This is a genomic window from Pandoraea sp. LA3, from assembly GCF_022696215.1.
GTDB lineage: Bacteria > Pseudomonadota > Gammaproteobacteria > Burkholderiales > Burkholderiaceae > Pandoraea > Pandoraea capi.
In genome coordinates this window covers 277,462-296,387 of sequence record NZ_PTPY01000030.1, presented here as the reverse complement: position 1 = coordinate 296,387, position 18,926 = coordinate 277,462, and the positions used below count along the sequence as shown (strand labels likewise).

Genomic DNA, 18,926 nt, shown 5'->3' with positions numbered 1-18,926 from the left:
ATCGTGGGTGATGTATGAAGTACAGCGAGTTCCGACGATGGCTCAAGCGACAAGGCGCCACGTTTGAGCAGCACCGGGCCGGGTCGAGCCATTTTCGCGTGACCCTCAATGGGCGATCCACTGTGTTTCCCGATCACGGTGCCAAGGAGATTGGCCGCGGTCTTGTGGAGTCCATCAAGAAGCAGTTGGGTCTGAAGTGACCTTGATCGGTCCCCCCAAGGGCGACGAACTATTGAGGTGAGTCATGTTGACCTATCCCATCACGCTCAAGCGCGATACCAACGGTACTTTGCTAGTCACATTTCCCGACGTGCCCGAGGCGATCACGGTTGGTGAAAACGAGTCAGATGCTCGCGAGCAGGCGCTCGAGGCGCTCGAGGCTGCACTAGAGTTTTACTTTTCGCAGAAACGTCCGATTCCGTGGCCTTCGCGTCCCAAACGAGGGCAGACGACCATCACCTTGCCGATGATGGCATCCATCAAGGTGTTGCTGGCCAACGAAATGATCGCGCAGAACGTCCGGAAGGCCGAGTTGGCCAGACGAATGCATGTGAATCAGGTGCAAGTGGATCGCTTGCTCAAGCTGGGGTATGCGTCTCGGCTGGACGCCGTCGAGTCGGCTTTTGCCGTGTTGGGCAAGCGACTGGAAGTTCGCGCGGTGTAGCGATTGGGGCACGCGCCCGGATGGAGGCGCGTGACGTGTGCGTCATTGTGCGCGCTCGTCGTGCAAACCGCACCGCCTTCGTGCATCCGGCACAACTACGGCGCTGCCCGCTTTCGGGGCGTTTGCGCTGACGTCCTTATATTTACTGGTATTGCCAAGGTCTGGCACACCCCTTGCATAGGTATTCCTCAAACTTGTACACAAGAAGGAATACCAGATGCACTCCTGGACAATCACGCAGTGGCTGAGCGCTTATCGCAGCGGCGCCACACCCGCCCAATTACTGGGTGAACTGGTTGACGCACTTGTGCCCGGCGACGTCGCGTGGATCTCGACGGTCACGCCCGCCGTGCTTGAGGCGCAACTCACGCGGCTCGACGCGCGGCTCGCCGCCGTCGGGGGCGACATGCGCAAGCTGCCGCTGTATGGCGTGCCGTTTGCCGCGAAAGACAATATCGACGCCGCGGGCTTCGAGACCACGGCCGGGTGCCCCGCCTTTGCATATGCCCCCGATACCAACGCCACCCTCGTGCAACGTCTCGTCGACGCCGGCGCCATCGTCATCGGTAAAACCAATCTCGATCAGTTCGCCACAGGCCTGGTCGGCGTGCGCTCGCCTTACGGCATTCCCACCAACACGTTCGATCCTGCTTACATCTCCGGCGGATCCAGCTCGGGCTCGGCGAGCGTCGTCGCGCGCGGCATCGTGCCCTTCGCGCTCGGTACGGATACGGCGGGTTCGGGACGCGTCCCCGCTGGCCTGAATAACATCATCGGCCTCAAGCCCACGCGTGGTGCGTTCAGCAACACCGGTGTGGTGCCCGCCTGCCGCACCCTCGACTGCGTCTCGGTGTTCGCAACGACCGCCGCCGATGCCGCACTCGTCTACGACGTGGCCGCAGCGTTCGACCCGCTGGATGGTCTGTCGCGCGAAGCCCCGGCCCAAGCAACGCGCTGGAAAGTCCCTGCGGCACCGCGCTTCGCCATCCCCGCAACGCCCGAGTTTTTCGGTGACGCGCTGGCCGAGAAAGCCTTCCGTGACGCCGTCGCCCAGATCGAAGCGCGCGGTGCGACCTGCGTGCCCATCGACTTCTCGTTGTTCGACGAGGTGACGCAATTGCTATACGACGGTGCATGGGTCGCCGAACGCTACGCCGCCATTCGCGACTTCGCGCAAACCAACGAAGCCGACATCCATCCGGTCGTGCGCGACATCATCTTCAAGGCGAAGGCCTTCTCCGCGGCAGACACGTTCGCATCGATGTACCGGCTGGCCGATCTCAAACGTCGCGCCGATGCCGTGCTCGCCCCCTTCGACGCCTTGCTCGTGCCGACGGCCCCCACGCATTACAAGATCGACGAACTGCTGGCCGATCCGGTGCGTCTGAACAGTCATCTCGGCAAATACACCAACTTCGTGAACCTGCTGGACTGGAGCGCGTTCTCCGTGCCCGCCAGTTTGCGCGACGACGGACTGCCGTTCGGCATCACGTTCATCGCCGATGCCTGGCGCGAACGCGCGCTCGCCGAGTTCGCCGGCGAATGGCATCGCACCACCGGTCTGACCCGAGGTGCGACGGGACAGCCGCTGCCGGCAGACGATGTCGCCGCGCCGCACCCGCCGGCCACCCTGGGTGCTCCTGCCTCGGCACGCCCGGCCAATGATGCCGCCTTCGCTCTCGCGACCGATTCCGCTCCCGCCGCCACCATCCGCGTCGCGGTCGTCGGCGCGCACCTTCGCGGCATGCCGCTCAACCACGAGTTGACGAGTCGCGGCGCGCAGTTCGTCGAGAGCACGACGACGTCCGCGAACTACCGCCTGTTCGCGCTTGCCAACACCTCGCCGCCGAAGCCGGGATTGCTGCGTACCGACGACGGCGCGCAGATTCGACTGGAGTTGTGGGACGTGCCATCCGCTGAATTCGGGTCGTTCGTCGCCGGCGTGCCCGCACCGCTGGGCATCGGCACCGTTGCGCTGGCCGACGGACGTCAGGTCAAGGGCTTCATCTGCGAGCCGTTCGGGTTGCATGAGGCGAAGGACATCACGGCCTTCGGTGGCTGGGCAGCCTACATCGCGAGCCTCGCCGACCTCACCAACGTTGGCAAGACCACCCGCGGTTCCACGCCGTCCGACGCCTGAGAGAGCCCCCAATGTTCGATACCGTTCTGATCGCCAACCGCGGTGAAATCGCCTGTCGCATCGCTCGCACGCTCAAGCGAATGGGCATCCGCGCCGTCGCTGTCTATTCCGACGCCGACCGCAACAGTCTGCACGTGAGCGCGGCCGACGTCGCCGTCGCACTCGGGGGCAACACCGCCGCCGAGAGTTACCTCAACGCCGACCTCATCATCGCGGCGGCCAAACAGACGGGCGCGCAGGCCATCATCCCCGGTTACGGCTTTCTGTCCGAGAACGCCGAATTCGCTGAGCGATGCGAGGCAGAAGGCATCGCCTTCGTCGGCCCGACTGCGCAGCAGATGGCGCAATTCGGCCTCAAGCACGCCGCCCGTGAACTCGCGCAAGCCGCCGACGTGCCCCTCACGCCGGGGTCGGGGTTGCTCGCCGATATCGACGCCGCGCGTGAAGCGGCTCGTACCATCGGCTACCCCGTGATGCTCAAGAGCACGGCCGGCGGTGGCGGCATCGGCCTCACGCGGTGCAACGACGAAGCCGAACTCGTCGCTGCCTTCGCTTCGGTGCAACGTCTGGGGCAATCGTTCTTCTCCAACGGCGGCGTGTTCGTCGAGCGCTTCGTGGACCGCGCGCGTCACGTCGAAGTGCAGATCTTCGGCGACGGTCGGGGCAACGTGCTTGCGCTGGGCGAGCGCGATTGCTCGCTGCAACGGCGCAACCAGAAAGTCGTTGAGGAGACGCCCGCGCCGAATCTGCCCGCCGACATACGCGAGCGTTTGCTGTCGGCCGCAGCGAGTCTCGGACGCTCGGTGAACTACCGTTCCGCCGGCACCGTCGAGTTCATCTACGACGAAGCGCAACAGGCGTTCTACTTCCTCGAAGTGAACACGCGTCTGCAAGTGGAGCACGCCATCACCGAATGCGTGACGGGCGTCGATCTGGTCGAGTGGATGATTCGCACCGCCGCCGGTGAGCCGCCGTCGCTCGATCGGCCGGTGGCGTCCGAGGGCGCCTCCATCGAGGTGCGTATCTATGCCGAGAACGCACTACGCAATTTCGCACCGAGCCCCGGCACGCTGACCGAAGCCAGTTTCCCGCCGGACGTGCGCGTCGACGGCTGGGTCGACACCGGCACCGAAGTCTCGGCGCACTACGATCCCATGATCGCGAAGCTGATCGTGCACGCGGAAAACCGTGCGGCCGCCATCGCGAAGATGAAGCAGGCGCTGGCAGACACGCGTCTGTCGGGGATCTCGACGAACCTGGATTATCTGCGTCACGTGATCGACAGCGAAGGCTTCGTCGCGGGCAACGTGTCGACGCGCTATCTCGACAGCTTCGTCTACCGTCCGCAAGTCGTCGAAGTGGTCGAGCCCGGTACGTACACGACGGTGCAGGACTATCCGGGACGTGTCGGCTACTGGGACATTGGCGTACCGCCTTCCGGGCCGATGGACGACTGGGCATTCCGTCTGGGCAACCGCATCGTGGGCAATGCGCCCGAAGCGGCGGGCATCGAGACCACCGTGCTCGGACCGACGCTGCGTTTTCACGTCGACACCGTCATCGCGCTCACGGGCGCGCCGACCGACGGCAATCTCGATGGCGAACCACTGACGTTCTGGGCGCCGATGACCGTGAAAGCCGGTCAGACGTTGCGCATCGGACGCGCCACGAGCGGCTGCCGCAGCTATCTGGCCGTGCGTCACGGTTTCGACGTGCCCGTGTATCTCGGTAGCCGTTCGACGTTCGCCCTCGGTCAGTTCGGCGGTCACGCCGGACGCACGCTTCGCCCGGGCGACGTGTTGTCCATCGCCGACATCACACTGCCCGCATGCGCGGCACTCGCACCGCAGCACGCGCCGTCGGCGTTGCCCGATACGCTGGTACCGACCTACGGCAAGACGTGGGACATCGGCGTGCTGTACGGTCCGCACGGCGCACCGGACTTCTTCACCGCCGAGTCGATCGAAACGTTCTTCGCGAGCGAGTGGGAGGTGCATTACAACTCGAACCGTCTGGGTATCCGTCTGAGCGGGCCGAAGCCGAGTTGGGCGCGTGGCGACGGCGGCGAGGCGGGGTTGCATCCGTCGAACGTGCACGATTGCGAGTACGCCATCGGCAGCATCAACTTCACGGGCGACATGCCGGTGATCCTCACGCGTGACGGCCCGAGCCTCGGTGGTTTCGTCTGCGCAGCGACCATCGTCAAAGCCGAGTTGTGGAAGGTCGGTCAGGTCAAGCCGGGCGACAAGATTCGTTTCCATGAGATGACGTTCGACGACGCCCTCGCACTTGAGCGCGCACAGGACGCATTCCTCACCGACTGGCCGACCACGGCGACGCTCGCCCCCGTGTTCCGTGCCGGACGCGGCGAGCCGATTCTGTTCGAAGCGCCGGAGCGGGACGCGCATCCGAAGACCGTCTTCCGTCAGGCAGGCGACAAGTACCTCCTGATCGAATACGGCGAGAACGTGCTCGACCTGAATCTGCGCTTCCGGGTGCATGCGCTCATGGAGGAACTGAAGACGCATGCGGTGCCCGGCGTGCTGGAGTTGTCGCCGGGCGTGCGCTCGCTTCAGGTGCGCTATGACTCCCGGGTGATTCCGCAGCGCGCGCTCGTCGAGGCGTTGCGCATTGCCGACGCTGCGCTCGCCGACGTGCGGACGATGAAGGTGCCGAGCCGCGTCGTGTACCTGCCGATGGCGTTCGAAGACTCGGCCACGCTCGATGCCGTCGCACGCTACCGCCAGTCGGTGCGCGACACGGCGCCCTGGCTGCCGAGCAACACCGAGTTCATGCGGCGCATCAACGGTCTGGACTCGGTCGACGACGTGCGCGACGTGCTCTATAGCGCGAGCTACATGGTGCTCGGACTGGGCGACGTCTACCTCGGCGCACCCTGCGCCGTGCCGGTGGATCCGCGTCACCGCTTGCTCACGTCGAAGTACAACCCGGCACGGACCTATACGGCGGAGGGCACCGTCGGTATCGGCGGCGTCTACATGTGCATTTACGGCATGGACTCGCCGGGCGGCTACCAACTCGTGGGGCGCACGCTGCCGATCTGGAACAAGTTTCTGAAGAACGAGGTCTTCGTCGACGGCAAGCCGTGGCTCCTGCGCTTCTTCGATCAGGTGCGCTTCTATCCGGTGAGCGAAGCGGAACTCGAAACGCTGCGTAACGACTTCCGGGAGGGCCGCAGCGCAGTTCGCATCAAGGAGGAGATTTTCGATCTCGGCGCCTACAATGACTTCCTCACGCGGATCGAGCCCGAACTCGCAGCATTCCACGACAAGCAGCAGGATGCCTTCGAGGCGGAAGTCGCTCGCTGGGCGCTGGATGCCGGCGCCGACGATGCCGATGCGCACGCCAGTGGTGCACGCGCCGAGGCCATCGACCTGAGCGGGTCGACCGTATCGGCGGACATTTCCGGCAGTGTCTGGAAGCTGCTCGCCGCCCCGGGCGCGAGCGTGAGTGCGGGCGATCCGCTGCTGATTCTCGAGGCGATGAAGATGGAGTTTCAGGTCTGCGCGCCGTGTGACGGCACCGTGAGACAGTTCCACTGCATGCCGGGCATGACGATCAACGCAGGAGAACCGTTGGTGTCGTTAGTATGAGCGTCTTCTCCAAAACGTTTTCACCGGATTCATCGAGTCGAACGTCTATGACGGACAACCTTCCCCCGGCCAATGTGGCCAAGAGCGCGAGCAACCTCGCGGCGCAGATCTACGTGCAACTGAAGACGGACATCTTCGATTTCCGTCTGCTGCCCGGCGATCGGTTCAGCGAAGGCGATATCGCCACGCGCATGCAGGTCAGCCGCACGCCGGTCAGGCAGGCGCTGTTCTGGTTGCAGCGCGAGGGCTACGTCGAAGTGCACTTTCGCAGCGGTTGGCAGGTGCGGGCCTTCGACTTCAAGTACTTCGAGGACCTGTACGAGATTCGGGTGATGATGGAGACGACCGCCATCGCGAAGATCGTGGCGGCAGACGCGGCGTCGCGTCTGGACGCCCTGCGCGAGACCTGGTGCGTGCCGGTAAAGCAGCAACTGGAAGACCCGGCGACGGTGGCCGCCATGGACGAAGCGTTTCACGCGCGGCTCGTGGCGGCCGTCGGCAATCAGGAGATGGCCCGCATGCACGAAGAGGTCACGGAGAAGATCCGCATCATCCGGCGACTGGACTTCACCAAGAAGCCGCGTATCGCCGCGACCTACAAGGAGCACGGCGAGATTCTCACGGCAATCTTCGCCGGCGACGCGACGCTGGCGCAGCAGATGATCGGTGCGCACATCGCGGAGAGTCAGGCGGAGGTCAAACGCATCACGCTGTACATGATGCAGGCCGCACGCGAACGCTACGCGGCCCGGGAGGGTGAGGGGGGCTGAAGTCGGTTGACGGCGGCTGCCAACCCCCGCGCGCCATCAATGATGGTGCTTGCGATGACCGCGACGCTTGCCGCGATAGTGATCGTCGTCATACGAGCTGGAGCGCGACATGTTGCCGCCGAGCGCGGCACCTGCGCCGCCGCCCACTGCCGCGCCGATCAGACCGCCTGAGCGGCCGCCCATCGCATTGCCGGCGGCCGTGCCGGCACCGCCGCCGAGTGCACCGCCGATGATCGCGCCCGTGCGCTCGCGACGGTTCGACGTCATCGCGCCGCCGGCGCCACCGCCGACAGCACCGCCGAGCACCGCACCGGTGCTGCCGCCCAGCGCGCCGCCGACCGCCGCGCCTGCCACGCCGCCCAGCGCACCGCCGAGGGCATTGTTCATATCACCGGCCGTGGCCGTCAGAGAAGTGGTTGCAGCCAGCGTGGCCAGCGCCACCATCGGGAAAATTCGCTTGAACATGAGTCTTGAGTAAGATTCGGATTGACGCGACGCAAGTATAAAGACGCCTCGCCGCGCTGCCGTCGACCCAATGTTTCACTTCTCGTAAGACAGGTAACAAAGTGTTTCGACAGGTGCAATCAGCGCGAATCGAAGATACCGGCCGGATCCTGGGTCTCCGCGGCATCCACTGTGCCGCTTGCGCGTCGGCGTGAGCCCGTCTTCATCTCCGCCACGAACCGATACAACTGCGTGGCCGCTGGTGAGAGCGGGCGCGATTTGCTGTGGATGAGGCCCACCCGGCGCGTCACCACCGGATCGACCAGCGGCACGCTCGTGAGCACCGGATGGTCGCCGCCGGGCATCGCCATCGTCGGCACTGCCGCCACCCCCAGCCCCGCCTCGACCAGCCCGATCATCGTGGTGACGTGCTGCGTCTCGCAGATGCTCGGCGGGCGCTGCGGCAGTCCCGTGAGCGCCTGATCGAGCAGCAGCCGGTTGCCGGAGACCTTGCCGACGGTGATGTAGTCGTACTCGTAAAGCTCGCGCCACGTCACGCGCTTCTTGCCCGCAAGGGGATGATCGCGTCGGCACGCGGCGACATAGCGTTCCTGCAACAGCAACTTGAACTCGATGTTCGGTTCCTGGCTGCCGATGAAATTCAGGCCGAAGTCGGCGTCGCCGTTCACCACGGCGGCCAGCACTTCGTTGGCGCTCGCGTCGAGCACCGAGATGCGAATGCGCGGGAACGCCTTGTGATAACGCGAGATCACCTGCGGCATGAAGTAGTACGCGGCAGACGGCACACAGGCGATGGTCACGTGCCCGAGGCTCGACGACGCCACGTCGCGAATGCCGAGCAGCGCGTTGTCCAGATCGTCGAGAATCCGCTCGGCATCGCGGGCAAATGCCCGGCCGACGTTGGTCAGCGCCACGCGTCGCGTGCTGCGCTCGAAGAGTTTGACGCCCAGCGCGTCTTCGAGCTTGTCGATGCGACGCGAGAGGGCCGGCTGGGAAATGTGGATCGATTCGGCCGCGCGGCGAAAGCTCGCGAGTTGCGCTACCGCGCGAAAGGCCTGCAAATCGTTCAGATCGAAGTTGATCGCCATGACATGAGGAGATGAAAGCCGTGCAAGCAGCGGCAGATGCCCGGAGGGGCTGAAACGCGCGGGGAAGCGTCATCCGGTACCGGAAAGCGCCGAGGCCCTTGATCGGTGGGCAAAGGCGCGATATCCAGTGCGGCGCGAGTGTAACGTGTTACCGCTCGGTTGGTGCATTAGCATCGTACGATTGATAGCGTATGCGCATCAATCGTTCCAAAAATTGCAATTCACAAGCGTGGAACTTCCGGCGCACCATTGGCGGCTGATCAAAAAGCGTCCGTGACGGTCTGACACGTCCCTGGCAGAGACGCAGTGCGACGAATACTGACGGTCCGACCCCCCGGGCCGCAGGCAACACGGAGACAGCGCATGTCACAGCGCCCCCAAGACGCGGTTTCGCGTCGCCAATCGAAAGCCGGCGCAGTCCTGCGCGTCACGGCCGGTAACTTCCTCGAGCAGTTCGATTTCTTCCTGTTCGGTTTCTACGCCACCCAGATTTCCCGCGTCTTCTTCCCGACGGACAGCGAATTCGCCTCGCTCATGCTGACCTTTGCCGTCTTCGGCGCGGGCTTCCTGATGCGCCCGCTCGGCGCCATCGTGCTGGGTGCGTACATCGATAACGTTGGCCGTCGCAAAGGGCTGGTCACCACGCTGGGCATCATGGCGAGCGGCACCATCCTCATCGCGTTCGTGCCCGGCTACGAGACCATCGGTCTCGCCGCGCCGGTGCTGGTGCTGATCGGTCGTCTGTTGCAAGGCTTCTCGGCCGGTGCCGAACTCGGCGGCGTGTCCGTGTATCTGGCGGAAATCGCCACGCCGGGTCGCAAGGGCTTCTACACGAGCTGGCAATCGGCCAGCCAGCAGGTTGCCATCGTGGTGTCGGCGGCGCTCGGCTTCACGCTGTCGCTCACGCTCACGGCCCAGCAGATCGCATCGTGGGGCTGGCGTCTGCCGTTCCTCGTGGGCTGCATGATCGTGCCGGTGATCTTCGCGCTGCGCCGCTCGCTGCAAGAGAGCGACGAGTTCAAGCAACGCAAGCGTCATCCGTCGGTGAAGGAAGTGTTTCGTTCGATGGCGTCGAATCTCGGCGTCGTGATCGGCGGCACCATGCTCGTGGCGCTGACCACCACGGCGTTCTACCTGATTACCGTCTACGCGCCGACGTTCGGCAAGAGCGTGCTGCACCTGTCGAGCGCCGACGCGCTGCTCGTCACGCTGTGCGTGGGGGTGTCGAACTTCATCTGGCTGCCGATCGGCGGGTCGCTGTCGGACCGTATCGGGCGTCGTCCGGTGCTGTTGCTGTTCGCCGGACTCACGCTGGTGACGGCTTACCCGGTGCTCTCGTTCCTGGTGCAGGCCCCGAGCTTCACGCGCATGCTGATCGCGCTGCTGTGGCTGTCGTTCCTGTACGGCATGTACAACGGCGCAATGATCCCGGCGCTGACGGAGGTCATGCCGCCGGACGTGCGCGTGGCTGGCTTCTCGCTGGCCTATAGTCTGGCGACGGCGCTGTTCGGCGGCTTCACGCCGGCACTGTCGACGTACCTGATTCACGTCACGGGCGACAAGGCCGCTCCCGGTTACTGGATGAGCTTCGCGGCGCTGTGCGCCATTTGCGCGACGCTGGCGCTCTATCGCAACCGTCGTGGCGATCAGGGACGCACGCCCACGGAACTCGCTGCCGGCTAATCCGGATAGACGGCAACCGGCGCACCCATGTCGCGGTGCGCCGTGCCAACGCTTTCCTCGCTTTCCCCTGCCGGATGCCTTCCTGCCTCCGGCGTCATCAAAAGCAAAATTCAGAGAGACAACATCATGAATATTCCTGGTGCTCCGACGCGCGCGCGTACGGTTCGTCGTTTGCTGGCCGCGGCCGGTGCGGGTGTCGTCATGGCGACGCTGTTCGGCGCGAGCGCCGCGCAAGCGGAAGACCTGCGGGTGATGAACTCCGGCGGCTTCACGGCGGCGTACAAGCTGCTGCTGCCGAAGTTCGAAGCGGCGAGCGGCGATCACGTCGACACGGCGTGGGGGCCGTCGATGGGCCGAGCGCCCGAGGCGATTCCGAATCGTCTGGCACGCGGCGAGTCGGCCGACGTCGTGATCATGGTCGGCTACGCGCTCGACGATCTCATCAAGGCGGGCAAGGTGCGTGCCGATTCGCGCGTCGATCTCGCCGATTCGCGCATTGGCGTGGTGGTGAAAGCGGGTGACACGGTGCCCGACGTCAGCACGCCGGAGAAGCTCAAGGCGGCGTTGCTGGCAGCGAAGTCGGTGGCGTACTCGGACAGCGCCAGCGGCGTGTATGTCGAGCGCGAACTGTTCAGGAAGCTGGGCATTGCCGACGAAATGCGCGGCAAGGCGGTGATGGTGCAGAAGACGCCGGTGGCCGAGAAGGTCGCTGCGGGTGATTACGCCATCGGGCTGCAACAGGTGAGCGAACTGCTGCCGGTGAAGGGCATCGCCTACGCGGGCAAGATTCCGGAGTCGCTGCAATCGGTCACGCGCTTTGCGGGTGGCGTGCCGGTGACGGCCCCGCACCCGGACGAGGGCAAGAAGTTGCTCACGTACATGGCAGCGCCGTCGGCCGCCAAGGATGTCGAGTCCACCGGTCTGGATCCGCTGACGCACTGATCGGGGCGCCGTTCACGGCGCAGCGATCCGGTAGTCATGCCACGCGGCTCGGGGTTTCCCGGGCCGCGTGGCATTTGGGAGGTCAGAAGTCGTGGCCGCGGGCGCAGCGGATATTCGTTAATGTATGAATAATTATTTATTGCTCGGCATTCGCCGCAGGTTTGGCAGAGAATGATGCGTCAGACAACGGCGTCGCACCGGACGACGCCACCGCCAAGGAGAGAGACATGGCCACAGTGCCGACCCGGCCGATGCCTTCGGACGCCGCCGAATTTTCGCGTGACGCTTCACGGTCCGCTTCACAGTCCGCTTCACAGTCCGCTTCACAGTCCGCCTCACACGCCCCTCTGAACGACATCGTCGCGCTCGACGCGCTCGCGCTGTCCGCCGCCATTCGCGAACGGCGCGTGTCGTGCCGCGAAGTGATGCAGGCGTACCTCGCGCATATCGCACGACACAACCCGTCGGTGAACGCCATCGTGTCGCTGCGCGACGCCGACGCCCTGCTCGCCGAGGCCGACGCGCGCGACCGTCAGCTTGCCAATGGCGACTATCTCGGCTGGATGCACGGCATGCCGCACGCGGTAAAGGATCTGGCGTCCTGCGCCGGACTGCCGACCCGCAAGGGCTCGCCACTGACGTCCGACGCCCCCGACACGCAGGACAGCATCAGCGTGTCGCGCATCCGTGCTGCCGGCGCGATCTTCATCGGCAAGACCAACGTCTCCGAATTCGGTCTCGGCTCGCATAGCTACAACCCCGTGTTCGGTACCACCCGCAACGCTTACGATCCCACGCGCGTCGCCGGGGGCAGCAGCGGTGGCGCGGGCAGCGCGCTGGCACTGCGCATGCTGCCGGTGGCCGATGGCAGCGACATGATGGGCTCGTTGCGCAACCCGGCTGCGTTCGGCAACGTCTATGGCTTCCGGCCGTCGCAGGGCCGGGTGCCGTACGGCCCGGCCCCGGAAGTTTTCGTGCAGCAACTGAGCACCGAAGGCCCGATGGGACGCACGGTCGCGGACGTCGCGCAACTCCTCGTCACGCAGGCGGGCTTCGATGCCCGCAGTCCGTTGTCGCTTGCGCATGACGCGTCGCATTTCGCAGGCAGCCTGCAACGCGACATCAAGGAATTGCGGGGATTGAAGCTCGGCTGGCTGGGCGACTACGGCGGCCATCTGCCGATGGAAGACGGCGTGATGGCGCTGTGCGAGGCGTCGCTAAAGGACTTCGCGGCAATGGGGTGCGAGGTCGAAGCCTGCGCGCCCGATTTCGCCCCGGATCGCCTCTGGCAGACGTGGCTGACGCTGCGTCACTGGATGGTGAATGGCTCGCTCGGCGAGATGTACGCCGACCCGGCACGGCGCGACAGGCTCAAGCCAGAGGCGCAGTGGGAGGCGGCGGGGGGCGAGACCCTGCGCGCGGCCGACGTGTTTCGTGCGTCCATCGACCGCAGCGAGTGGTACCGCTCGCTGGCGCGTCTGTTCGAGCGTTACGACTTCCTGCTGTTGCCGTCGGCGCAGGTCTTCCCGTTTGACGCTGACCTGCATTGGCCGACGTCGGTGGCGGGTAAGTCGATGGACACCTATCACCGCTGGATGGAAGTCGTGATCGGGCCGACGCTGGCAGGGCTGCCGGCCATCAGCGTGCCGGTCGGGTTCGACGCGCGCGGCTTGCCGATGGGTTTGCAGATCATCGGCCCGGCGCAGGCCGACCTCGCGGTGCTGCAACTGGCGCATGCGCACGAGAAGCAGACGCAGTGGGTGCAACGTCGTTTGCCGTCGATGCTCACGGGCGTCTGACGTCATCTGCCGTTTATCGAGTCGAACGATATCTCACTAAATTGCATTGAATGCACGCGGCGTGTCGGTTACTTCGGCCGCGCGCCCTGTGCGTGTGCACGCAACGGTTTGAGCAATTCACCGAGCGCGTTGTGATCGATCTCGTGCATGAGCGCAAGCAGACGGCCGATCTCGCCTGACGGGAAGCCTTCGCGGGCGAACCAGCTCAGATAGTTGCCCGGCAGGTCGGCGATCATCGTGCCCTTGTGCTTGCCGTACGGCATGGGCGTGGTTACGAGACGCATCAGGGCGTCGGCGTCGAAATCCAGCATGGATGGTGCGGGCGCGCGCGTGGCGCGCAGATCGAAGGGAAGGCAACACGCTACCACAGGCGGTCGTGCGTCGCGCCCTTTAGCGTCCCCTGTGTATGCCGATCAGAGGCGCGACGTCAGCAGTTGCCAGCCCGCCGCACCGAACACGACTGCGAGACAGCCGTCGAGCCAGCGGCGGATCCGAAGGTAGATCTGCCGCGCCGCACGCGTGGAGAACAGCAAGGCATACCCGCAGAAAATCGTGAGCCCGAGCGCGGCGCAGCCGGGCACGACGGCCACAGGCATCGTGCCGTCCGGTGCGGATGACAGTGCGACGACCGACATCCATCCCAGCACGGCCTTCGGATTAGTCAGATGGAGCAGGGTGCCGCGCGCATAAAGACGTTTGAGCGAGGGCTTGCCGTCGGCATCCATGGGGACGAAGGTGGTCGATGGCGAGGGACGCAGTGCCGCACGCCCCGACTTGAACGCGAGCCACAGCAGGTAGGCGCCGCCGAAAATCTTGATGGCCACGAGGAACTGCGCATAGGCGAGCAACGTCGCGGAGATGCCCAGCATCGCGACCATCGCCCAGAACAGCGAGCCGGACATGACACCGAGTGCGAAGGAGAGCGCCGGGCGACGTCCGTGATTGGCCGCAATCGACATGATCGCCAGATTGCTCGGCCCCGGGCTGGCGGCGTTGACGAAGTACGCCGTGAAGGCGATCAGCAAATGCGTGGAGAGTGCGGCGTTGGCAGTCATGACGAATTCCGGCGAACCCAGAGGGATGTCGAGCCCGCACACGGCACAGCGGGCAATGTCCAAGTGTCGGGGCACGCCACGGCGCGTGCCATAGACACTTCGGCGAATTCCCGCCAAGCCAGTTGGACGCCGGGGACGCCGCACGGGGCGTCGGCTCATCCTCCGATCCCCCGTTCGCCATCGTCGAACCGCCGGATGGGGCCGATGGGCCGGGGCGCTTCGTCATGGCACCGATCGCCGTGCGTGTTCAGACCTTGATCGGAAAGCGTTTGTCGAACGTCGGCCGAACATCGAGCGGCTGACGCAGCAGCCCGACCTGCGAGTAGAAGTCGGCCGTGCGTTGCTGTTCGGCGACGAGCGTGTCGTCGATGTTGCGCCATTTCGTGGCGCGTCTCGAGAACTGGAGCTTCGCGGCCTCGGGCGGAATGCCGATGATGCGCGCCATCGCGGCGGAGAACGCGTCGACGTGCTGATACGACCAGACCTGCGCGCGCACGACCCGGGCGAGGAAGTCGCGCAACACTTCCTGTTTCGCCGCAATCGCCGCGTCGGTGGCCGCCAGATAGCTCAGGCCCGACCAGAGCCCCCGGCCGTTCACGAGCACGCGGGCGCGTCCGGTGGTCTCGGCCACGGCCGTGTACGGCTCCCAGGTGGCCCACGCGTCGACCGAACCGCTCGCCAGCGCCGTGACGGTGTCGGCCGGCGGCAGGAAGCGGAAGTTGACGTCGCTCGGCGAGAGGCCCGCGGCCGTGATCGCCTTGAGCGTGACGAAGTGCCCGATGGAGCCGCGCGTCGTGCCGATGTTCTTGCCCTTGAGGTCGGCGGCCGTGCGCAGCGTCGAATCGGGGCGCACCAGCACGGCGGTCCCAAAGGCGTCCGAGCGGTTGGCGCCGATGATCTTGATCGCGGCACCGGCGGAGAGCGCGAAGATCACCGGCGCGTCGCCGATCGGGCCACAGTCGACGGCGCCCGCATTGAGTGCTTCGGCGAGCGGCGCGGCGGCGGGGAATTCCGTCCACTGGATGTCGTAGGGCAGTTGCTTCAACTCGTCGGCGGCTTCGAGCAGCGCGCGCAGACCGCCTTTCTGGTCGCCTGCCTTGAGTACCGGGCGGCCGGATTGCGCGAAGGCGAGACCGGGGGCGGCCAGCGAGGCCATTGTAGTTACGGTGCCTGCGGCGCTCGTCGTGGTGAGGTACTGCAAGAATCGGCGTCGGGAGATCGTCATGAGGAAAGCCTGTCGTGGATAGCTAAAGCGTAAGAACGTGTTGTAAAGGTTGGCAACGGTGAGCGCACGGCGGCGCTAATGCACGAACCCGCCTTTGACGAAGCGCACGGGATCGTCGTCCATCTGACGCAGCGTGGCGGTCAGTGGGTCGCCGGTGGTGGTCGCCAGGGCGGTCGTCGTCGTGCACATGAGACCGCCGTCCGCCCAGCCGCGACGCCCGGCCGGAGCGAGCGCGCGCAGCCAGCCGTCGCGGTCCGCCAGCCATTCGGTACCGGCGAGCGTCGAAGGCGACGCCCCGGCGATCTGCGCGAAGACCTGCCATGCCTCCGGCGAATCGGCAATGCAGTCCGCGCGCGCGCCGAACAGCGGTGTGACATTGGCGGGTGTCCGTGGCGACGCCGCCGTGCGAACGGCACGTACGGTTGATGCGGTCGATGTTGTCGATGCCGTCGACGAATCTGCGGTGCGGATCAGCAGCGTGAGAAAGCGCGGATCTTCGAACGGTGCGGGATGCGCGGCGTCCACGGCAACGACACGCACGCGCTGACGGCCGCGCCACGCGGCGACGGGCGTGTCCGCGCCATTGGCGCATTTCACGGCAACGGACGGTATGGCGATCGGCACCGGCCAACTGCCGCCCGCCGCCATACCCCCCGACGCGGAGAGCACGCGCATGTAATCGAGCGCAGCCCAGACTTCGCGGTCGCTCAGCCGCCCGACGAAGCCGGGCATCGTCACGCCCTGATCGTCGTGCATGCCGTACAACACATGCCAGAAGAGTTCGCCGTCAGCACGACGACTCAGCAGTGCGCTCGCCATCGTGGGCGGCCAGCGTCTGAGCGTCTGGGCCAGTGGCCCTTCGCCGCGCCCGTCGTCCCCGTGACACGCGACACATTGCAAGGCGTAGATCCGCGCGCCGCGCGCGATGCTCTCGACGGTGAAGCCCGTCGGACTCGTGTGGAAGCTCGTCGGCACGGCGGCGGCAAGCCACAGCGATGGCGACGGCCAGGGTGCGATGACCAGTGCACCGATGGCGGCCACCGTCAGCCAGCGCCAGGCACGCCGCCAGCACAGGGCGATCGTCAGGCAGAGGAGCGCGAAAGCGATCGCTGCGAGCATCCACGCGAATTGCCGGGCGAGGGAGACGTCGATGATGAGGTTTTCACCGGCGATGCGCGACGCCCACGGCCACGCCGGGGCACCGTGCGAATCGTCGGTAATGCCGAGCGCATACATCGCGCTCAGCCATGTGGACTGCGCGAACTGCAACGCCTGAAGCAAGGCATTGAGCCAGAGATGAGAGGGCGGCGATGTCATCGGTGCTGCCGAAGTGGTTTTGTCGGGCAGCAGTCCGATGACGGCGGGCGCGTCGACGTCGCCCGCATCGCAGAACGACGCACGGTAAATCGATTCACGACAGCCACGACACGTGCAGGTTTACCAACTGGCATCGAGCCCCAGATGTCGGAGCGCTTCGTGGCGCAGTTCGGTAATGCGAGGGTCGCCGCGATGACGCGGGTACGGCAGATCGACGCGCAACTCCGCCACGATTCTCGCGGGGCGCGCACTGAAGACGATCACCCGTTGCGCGAGGAACAGCGCTTCCTCGACATCGTGCGTGACGAGCAACGCAGAGAAACCAGCGCGTTGCCACAGATCGACGAGTTCGCTTTGCATCGCCAGCCGGGTGAGCGAGTCGAGCTTGCCGAGCGGCTCGTCGAGCACCAGCAGACGCGGATCGTTGACGAGTGCACGGGCGAGCGCCACACGTTGCGCCATGCCGCCGGAGAGTTGATGCGGGAAGGCGTCGGCGAACTCGGACAGGCCCACGCGTGCCAGCGCGGCGTCGACACGGGGACGTTCCTTCGCGAGCACGCCGCGCGCCTGCAGACCGAGCGCGACGTTATCGCGCACCGTGCGCCACGGGTAAAGCGTCGGGTCCTGGAACACGACGATGCGTGACGGATCGGGTCGCGTGATGTCGGCGCCGTCCTGCTGGATCGCGCCACGCGTGGCCGTCTCCAGTCCGGCAACGAGGCGCAGCAGCGTGGACTTGCCGCAACCGCTGGGGCCGAGCAAGGCGACGAACTCGCCGGGCGCGACGTGCAGGTCGACACCATCGAGCACCTGCAACGGCGCCTGCCGCGAGCCGAACCAGTGACTCACGCCCTGGATGTCGATTTGTGCGCCGGTGTCGTTGGCCGAGGCATTCGGGCGATGGCCCGTTTCGGGCGACTGAACCGACTCCGGCGACGTTTGCGATGCCGAGGATTGCGGCGTCTCGGCATCCGCGCCGGCGAATGTGGGTGAAGTGGTGGCGGCGCTTACCATTTGACGGTTCCTTTCTGCCAGGCGAGCGCACGGTCGCGCACGGTAAAGAGCAGCGTGATGACGCCCGAGAAGAGCAATGCCATGACGATCAGCGCGGCGTACATGTTCACGTAAGATGCCCAGCCCTGTGCCCAGGTGAGATACCAGCCGAGGCCGGACTTCACGCCCATCATCTCGGCCGTCACGAGTACCGAGAACGACGCGCCGAGGCCCATGAACAGACCGACGAAGACGTTCGGCAAGGCGGCAGGAATCGCCACACGCAGCACCAGAAACGCTTCCGAGGCGCCAAGCGTGCGCGCTACGTCGTAGTAGCTCTTGTTCACGCCCGCAACGCCGGACCACGTGAGCACTGCCACCGGGAAGGCCGTCGACAGTGCGATGAGGAACGCGGCGGCGGAATAGCTCGATGGGAAGAAGTAGAAGGTCAGCGGCAGGAGCGCGGTGGCGGGCACCGGGCCGAGCACGCGCAGCACCGGATGCACCCAATAGCCGATGGCGCGCGACCAGCCGATCGACACGCCGATCAGAAAGCCGGCAATCGCGCCGAACCCGAAGCCGAGGCCGAGCAGCTTGAGTGTGTTCACTGCGCTGTCGCCAAGCCGTCGCCAATCTTCGGTGTAGACCTCGATGAGCGCTTGCGGCGGGGCGAAGAAGGGCGTGGGCAGTGCACCCGTCTTGGCGGTGAGGATTTCCCACGCAGACAGCGCCACCGGAATGGCGACGAGCCAGGGTCCCGCGCCGGTCAGCGCTTCGCGCAGTCGCAGCAGCGGCGGTGTGGCGCGCCCCGCGACCGACAGCACTGCGAGCAGCGCAGCGACGACCAGTGCGAACACGCCCAACTCGTCGGTGAACGCCCAGTCGGCGAACCCCACGATCTTGTTGGGCCAGCGCAGCGTGAGCGAGCCGAAGGCCGCCCAGGCGAGCGCGGCCGCGAAGCCCGCGCCCCACAGCGCCGGGGCGCGCGGCGCGGCAAACAGTTGATCGATGTCGGTGTCGTCGAATACTGGCAGATGCGAGGACGTCGTCGACACCGCCGACGCCGTCGCGCGCAGCGCCGAGCCTTCCGTGTGTTCCGTCAATTCCAGTGCACCGGCGGGCGAGGCGCCGCGCAGTGCGGCATTGTCGAGGATTGCACTCATGGTGGCTT

Annotated in this window: 16 protein-coding genes; 8 read left to right on the top strand and 8 right to left on the bottom strand. The window is 65.8% G+C overall.

All coding sequences use genetic code 11. The features are described 5' to 3' along the window. The first annotated feature begins 14 nt into the window (after positions 1 to 14). The 5 genes from C5N93_RS11375 (at position 15) to C5N93_RS11355 (ending at position 7,188) form a co-directional block, all read left to right on the top strand. Complete coding sequence (locus C5N93_RS11375) at positions 15 to 200, top strand: type II toxin-antitoxin system HicA family toxin (protein ID WP_242559345.1); 186 nt, start codon at positions 15 to 17, stop codon at positions 198 to 200. A 44-nt stretch (positions 201 to 244) separates the two neighbouring features. Then, a complete protein-coding gene (locus C5N93_RS11370) occupies positions 245 to 664 on the top strand; it encodes a type II toxin-antitoxin system HicB family antitoxin (RefSeq protein ID WP_242559344.1) in 420 nt (139 codons plus the stop codon). A 217-nt stretch (positions 665 to 881) separates the two neighbouring features. Then, positions 882 to 2,804 (top strand): allophanate hydrolase, encoded by a 1,923-nt coding sequence (gene atzF / locus C5N93_RS11365; RefSeq protein ID WP_242559343.1) that lies wholly within the window; start codon positions 882 to 884, stop codon positions 2,802 to 2,804. Positions 2,805 to 2,815: 11 nt separating this feature from the next. Continuing rightward, complete coding sequence (gene uca / locus C5N93_RS11360; RefSeq protein ID WP_242559342.1) at positions 2,816 to 6,418, top strand: urea carboxylase; 3,603 nt, start codon at positions 2,816 to 2,818, stop codon at positions 6,416 to 6,418. A gap of 47 nt (positions 6,419 to 6,465) precedes the next feature. Beyond that, a complete protein-coding gene (locus tag C5N93_RS11355; protein ID WP_242559341.1) occupies positions 6,466 to 7,188 on the top strand; it encodes a GntR family transcriptional regulator in 723 nt (240 codons plus the stop codon). Positions 7,189 to 7,224: 36 nt separating this feature from the next. Here the strand turns inward: C5N93_RS11355 and C5N93_RS11350 are convergent, their stop codons facing one another. Both C5N93_RS11350 and C5N93_RS11345 read right to left on the bottom strand, forming a co-directional pair. Further along, complete coding sequence (locus tag C5N93_RS11350) at positions 7,225 to 7,653, bottom strand: hypothetical protein (protein ID WP_069343327.1); 429 nt, start codon at positions 7,651 to 7,653, stop codon at positions 7,225 to 7,227. A 119-nt stretch (positions 7,654 to 7,772) separates the two neighbouring features. Continuing rightward, entirely contained in the window at positions 7,773 to 8,741 is a 969-nt protein-coding gene (locus tag C5N93_RS11345; RefSeq protein ID WP_242559340.1) for a LysR family transcriptional regulator, read from the bottom strand. A gap of 363 nt (positions 8,742 to 9,104) precedes the next feature. On the opposite strand from C5N93_RS11345, the gene C5N93_RS11340 reads away from it, so the two are divergent. The 3 genes from C5N93_RS11340 to C5N93_RS11330 all read left to right on the top strand — a co-directional run bounded on the left by C5N93_RS11340 (position 9,105) and on the right by C5N93_RS11330 (position 13,165). Continuing rightward, positions 9,105 to 10,424 carry an MFS transporter gene (locus C5N93_RS11340; RefSeq protein ID WP_242559339.1) on the top strand — a complete coding sequence of 440 codons (1,320 nt, stop codon included), beginning with the start codon at positions 9,105 to 9,107 and terminating at the stop codon, positions 10,422 to 10,424. A 201-nt stretch (positions 10,425 to 10,625) separates the two neighbouring features. Next, a complete protein-coding gene (locus C5N93_RS11335) occupies positions 10,626 to 11,366 on the top strand; it encodes a substrate-binding domain-containing protein (RefSeq protein WP_174981002.1) in 741 nt (246 codons plus the stop codon). A 227-nt stretch (positions 11,367 to 11,593) separates the two neighbouring features. Continuing rightward, positions 11,594 to 13,165, top strand: coding sequence for an amidase (locus tag C5N93_RS11330; protein WP_242559338.1), 1,572 nt, complete (start codon positions 11,594 to 11,596; stop codon positions 13,163 to 13,165). A 68-nt stretch (positions 13,166 to 13,233) separates the two neighbouring features. On the opposite strand, the gene C5N93_RS11325 is transcribed toward C5N93_RS11330, so the two are convergent. From C5N93_RS11325 to C5N93_RS11300, 6 genes are all read right to left on the bottom strand, one after another. Further along, positions 13,234 to 13,476 carry a DUF3820 family protein gene (locus C5N93_RS11325; RefSeq protein ID WP_069343331.1) on the bottom strand — a complete coding sequence of 81 codons (243 nt, stop codon included), beginning with the start codon at positions 13,474 to 13,476 and terminating at the stop codon, positions 13,234 to 13,236. A 102-nt stretch (positions 13,477 to 13,578) separates the two neighbouring features. Beyond that, positions 13,579 to 14,220, bottom strand: coding sequence for a LysE family translocator (locus C5N93_RS11320; RefSeq protein WP_242559337.1), 642 nt, complete (start codon positions 14,218 to 14,220; stop codon positions 13,579 to 13,581). Between the two features lie 247 nt (positions 14,221 to 14,467). After that, a complete protein-coding gene (locus tag C5N93_RS11315) occupies positions 14,468 to 15,445 on the bottom strand; it encodes an ABC transporter substrate-binding protein (protein ID WP_242559336.1) in 978 nt (325 codons plus the stop codon). 75 nt (positions 15,446 to 15,520) lie between these two features. Continuing rightward, entirely contained in the window at positions 15,521 to 16,762 is a 1,242-nt protein-coding gene (locus C5N93_RS11310; RefSeq protein ID WP_242559335.1) for a cytochrome c, read from the bottom strand. A 120-nt stretch (positions 16,763 to 16,882) separates the two neighbouring features. Next, positions 16,883 to 17,776 (bottom strand): ABC transporter ATP-binding protein, encoded by an 894-nt coding sequence (locus C5N93_RS11305; protein ID WP_242559334.1) that lies wholly within the window; start codon positions 17,774 to 17,776, stop codon positions 16,883 to 16,885. After that, complete coding sequence (locus C5N93_RS11300) at positions 17,770 to 18,918, bottom strand: ABC transporter permease subunit (protein WP_242559333.1); 1,149 nt, start codon at positions 18,916 to 18,918, stop codon at positions 17,770 to 17,772. The genes C5N93_RS11305 and C5N93_RS11300 overlap by 7 nt, the downstream gene beginning before the upstream one ends. Positions 18,919 to 18,926 lie beyond the last annotated feature (8 nt).

Coding starts and splice junctions, on each gene's coding strand:
- C5N93_RS11375 (WP_242559345.1), top strand. CDS start 15: ATGAAGTACAGCGAGTTCCGACGATGGCTCAAGCGACAAGGCGCCACG.
- C5N93_RS11370 (WP_242559344.1), top strand. CDS start 245: ATGTTGACCTATCCCATCACGCTCAAGCGCGATACCAACGGTACTTTG.
- atzF (WP_242559343.1), top strand. CDS start 882: ATGCACTCCTGGACAATCACGCAGTGGCTGAGCGCTTATCGCAGCGGC.
- uca (WP_242559342.1), top strand. CDS start 2,816: ATGTTCGATACCGTTCTGATCGCCAACCGCGGTGAAATCGCCTGTCGC.
- C5N93_RS11355 (WP_242559341.1), top strand. CDS start 6,466: ATGACGGACAACCTTCCCCCGGCCAATGTGGCCAAGAGCGCGAGCAAC.
- C5N93_RS11350 (WP_069343327.1), bottom strand. CDS start 7,653: ATGTTCAAGCGAATTTTCCCGATGGTGGCGCTGGCCACGCTGGCTGCA.
- C5N93_RS11345 (WP_242559340.1), bottom strand. CDS start 8,741: ATGGCGATCAACTTCGATCTGAACGATTTGCAGGCCTTTCGCGCGGTA.
- C5N93_RS11340 (WP_242559339.1), top strand. CDS start 9,105: ATGTCACAGCGCCCCCAAGACGCGGTTTCGCGTCGCCAATCGAAAGCC.
- C5N93_RS11335 (WP_174981002.1), top strand. CDS start 10,626: ATGGCGACGCTGTTCGGCGCGAGCGCCGCGCAAGCGGAAGACCTGCGG.
- C5N93_RS11330 (WP_242559338.1), top strand. CDS start 11,594: ATGGCCACAGTGCCGACCCGGCCGATGCCTTCGGACGCCGCCGAATTT.
- C5N93_RS11325 (WP_069343331.1), bottom strand. CDS start 13,476: ATGCTGGATTTCGACGCCGACGCCCTGATGCGTCTCGTAACCACGCCC.
- C5N93_RS11320 (WP_242559337.1), bottom strand. CDS start 14,220: ATGACTGCCAACGCCGCACTCTCCACGCATTTGCTGATCGCCTTCACG.
- C5N93_RS11315 (WP_242559336.1), bottom strand. CDS start 15,445: ATGACGATCTCCCGACGCCGATTCTTGCAGTACCTCACCACGACGAGC.
- C5N93_RS11310 (WP_242559335.1), bottom strand. CDS start 16,762: ATGACATCGCCGCCCTCTCATCTCTGGCTCAATGCCTTGCTTCAGGCG.
- C5N93_RS11305 (WP_242559334.1), bottom strand. CDS start 17,776: ATGGTAAGCGCCGCCACCACTTCACCCACATTCGCCGGCGCGGATGCC.
- C5N93_RS11300 (WP_242559333.1), bottom strand. CDS start 18,918: ATGAGTGCAATCCTCGACAATGCCGCACTGCGCGGCGCCTCGCCCGCC.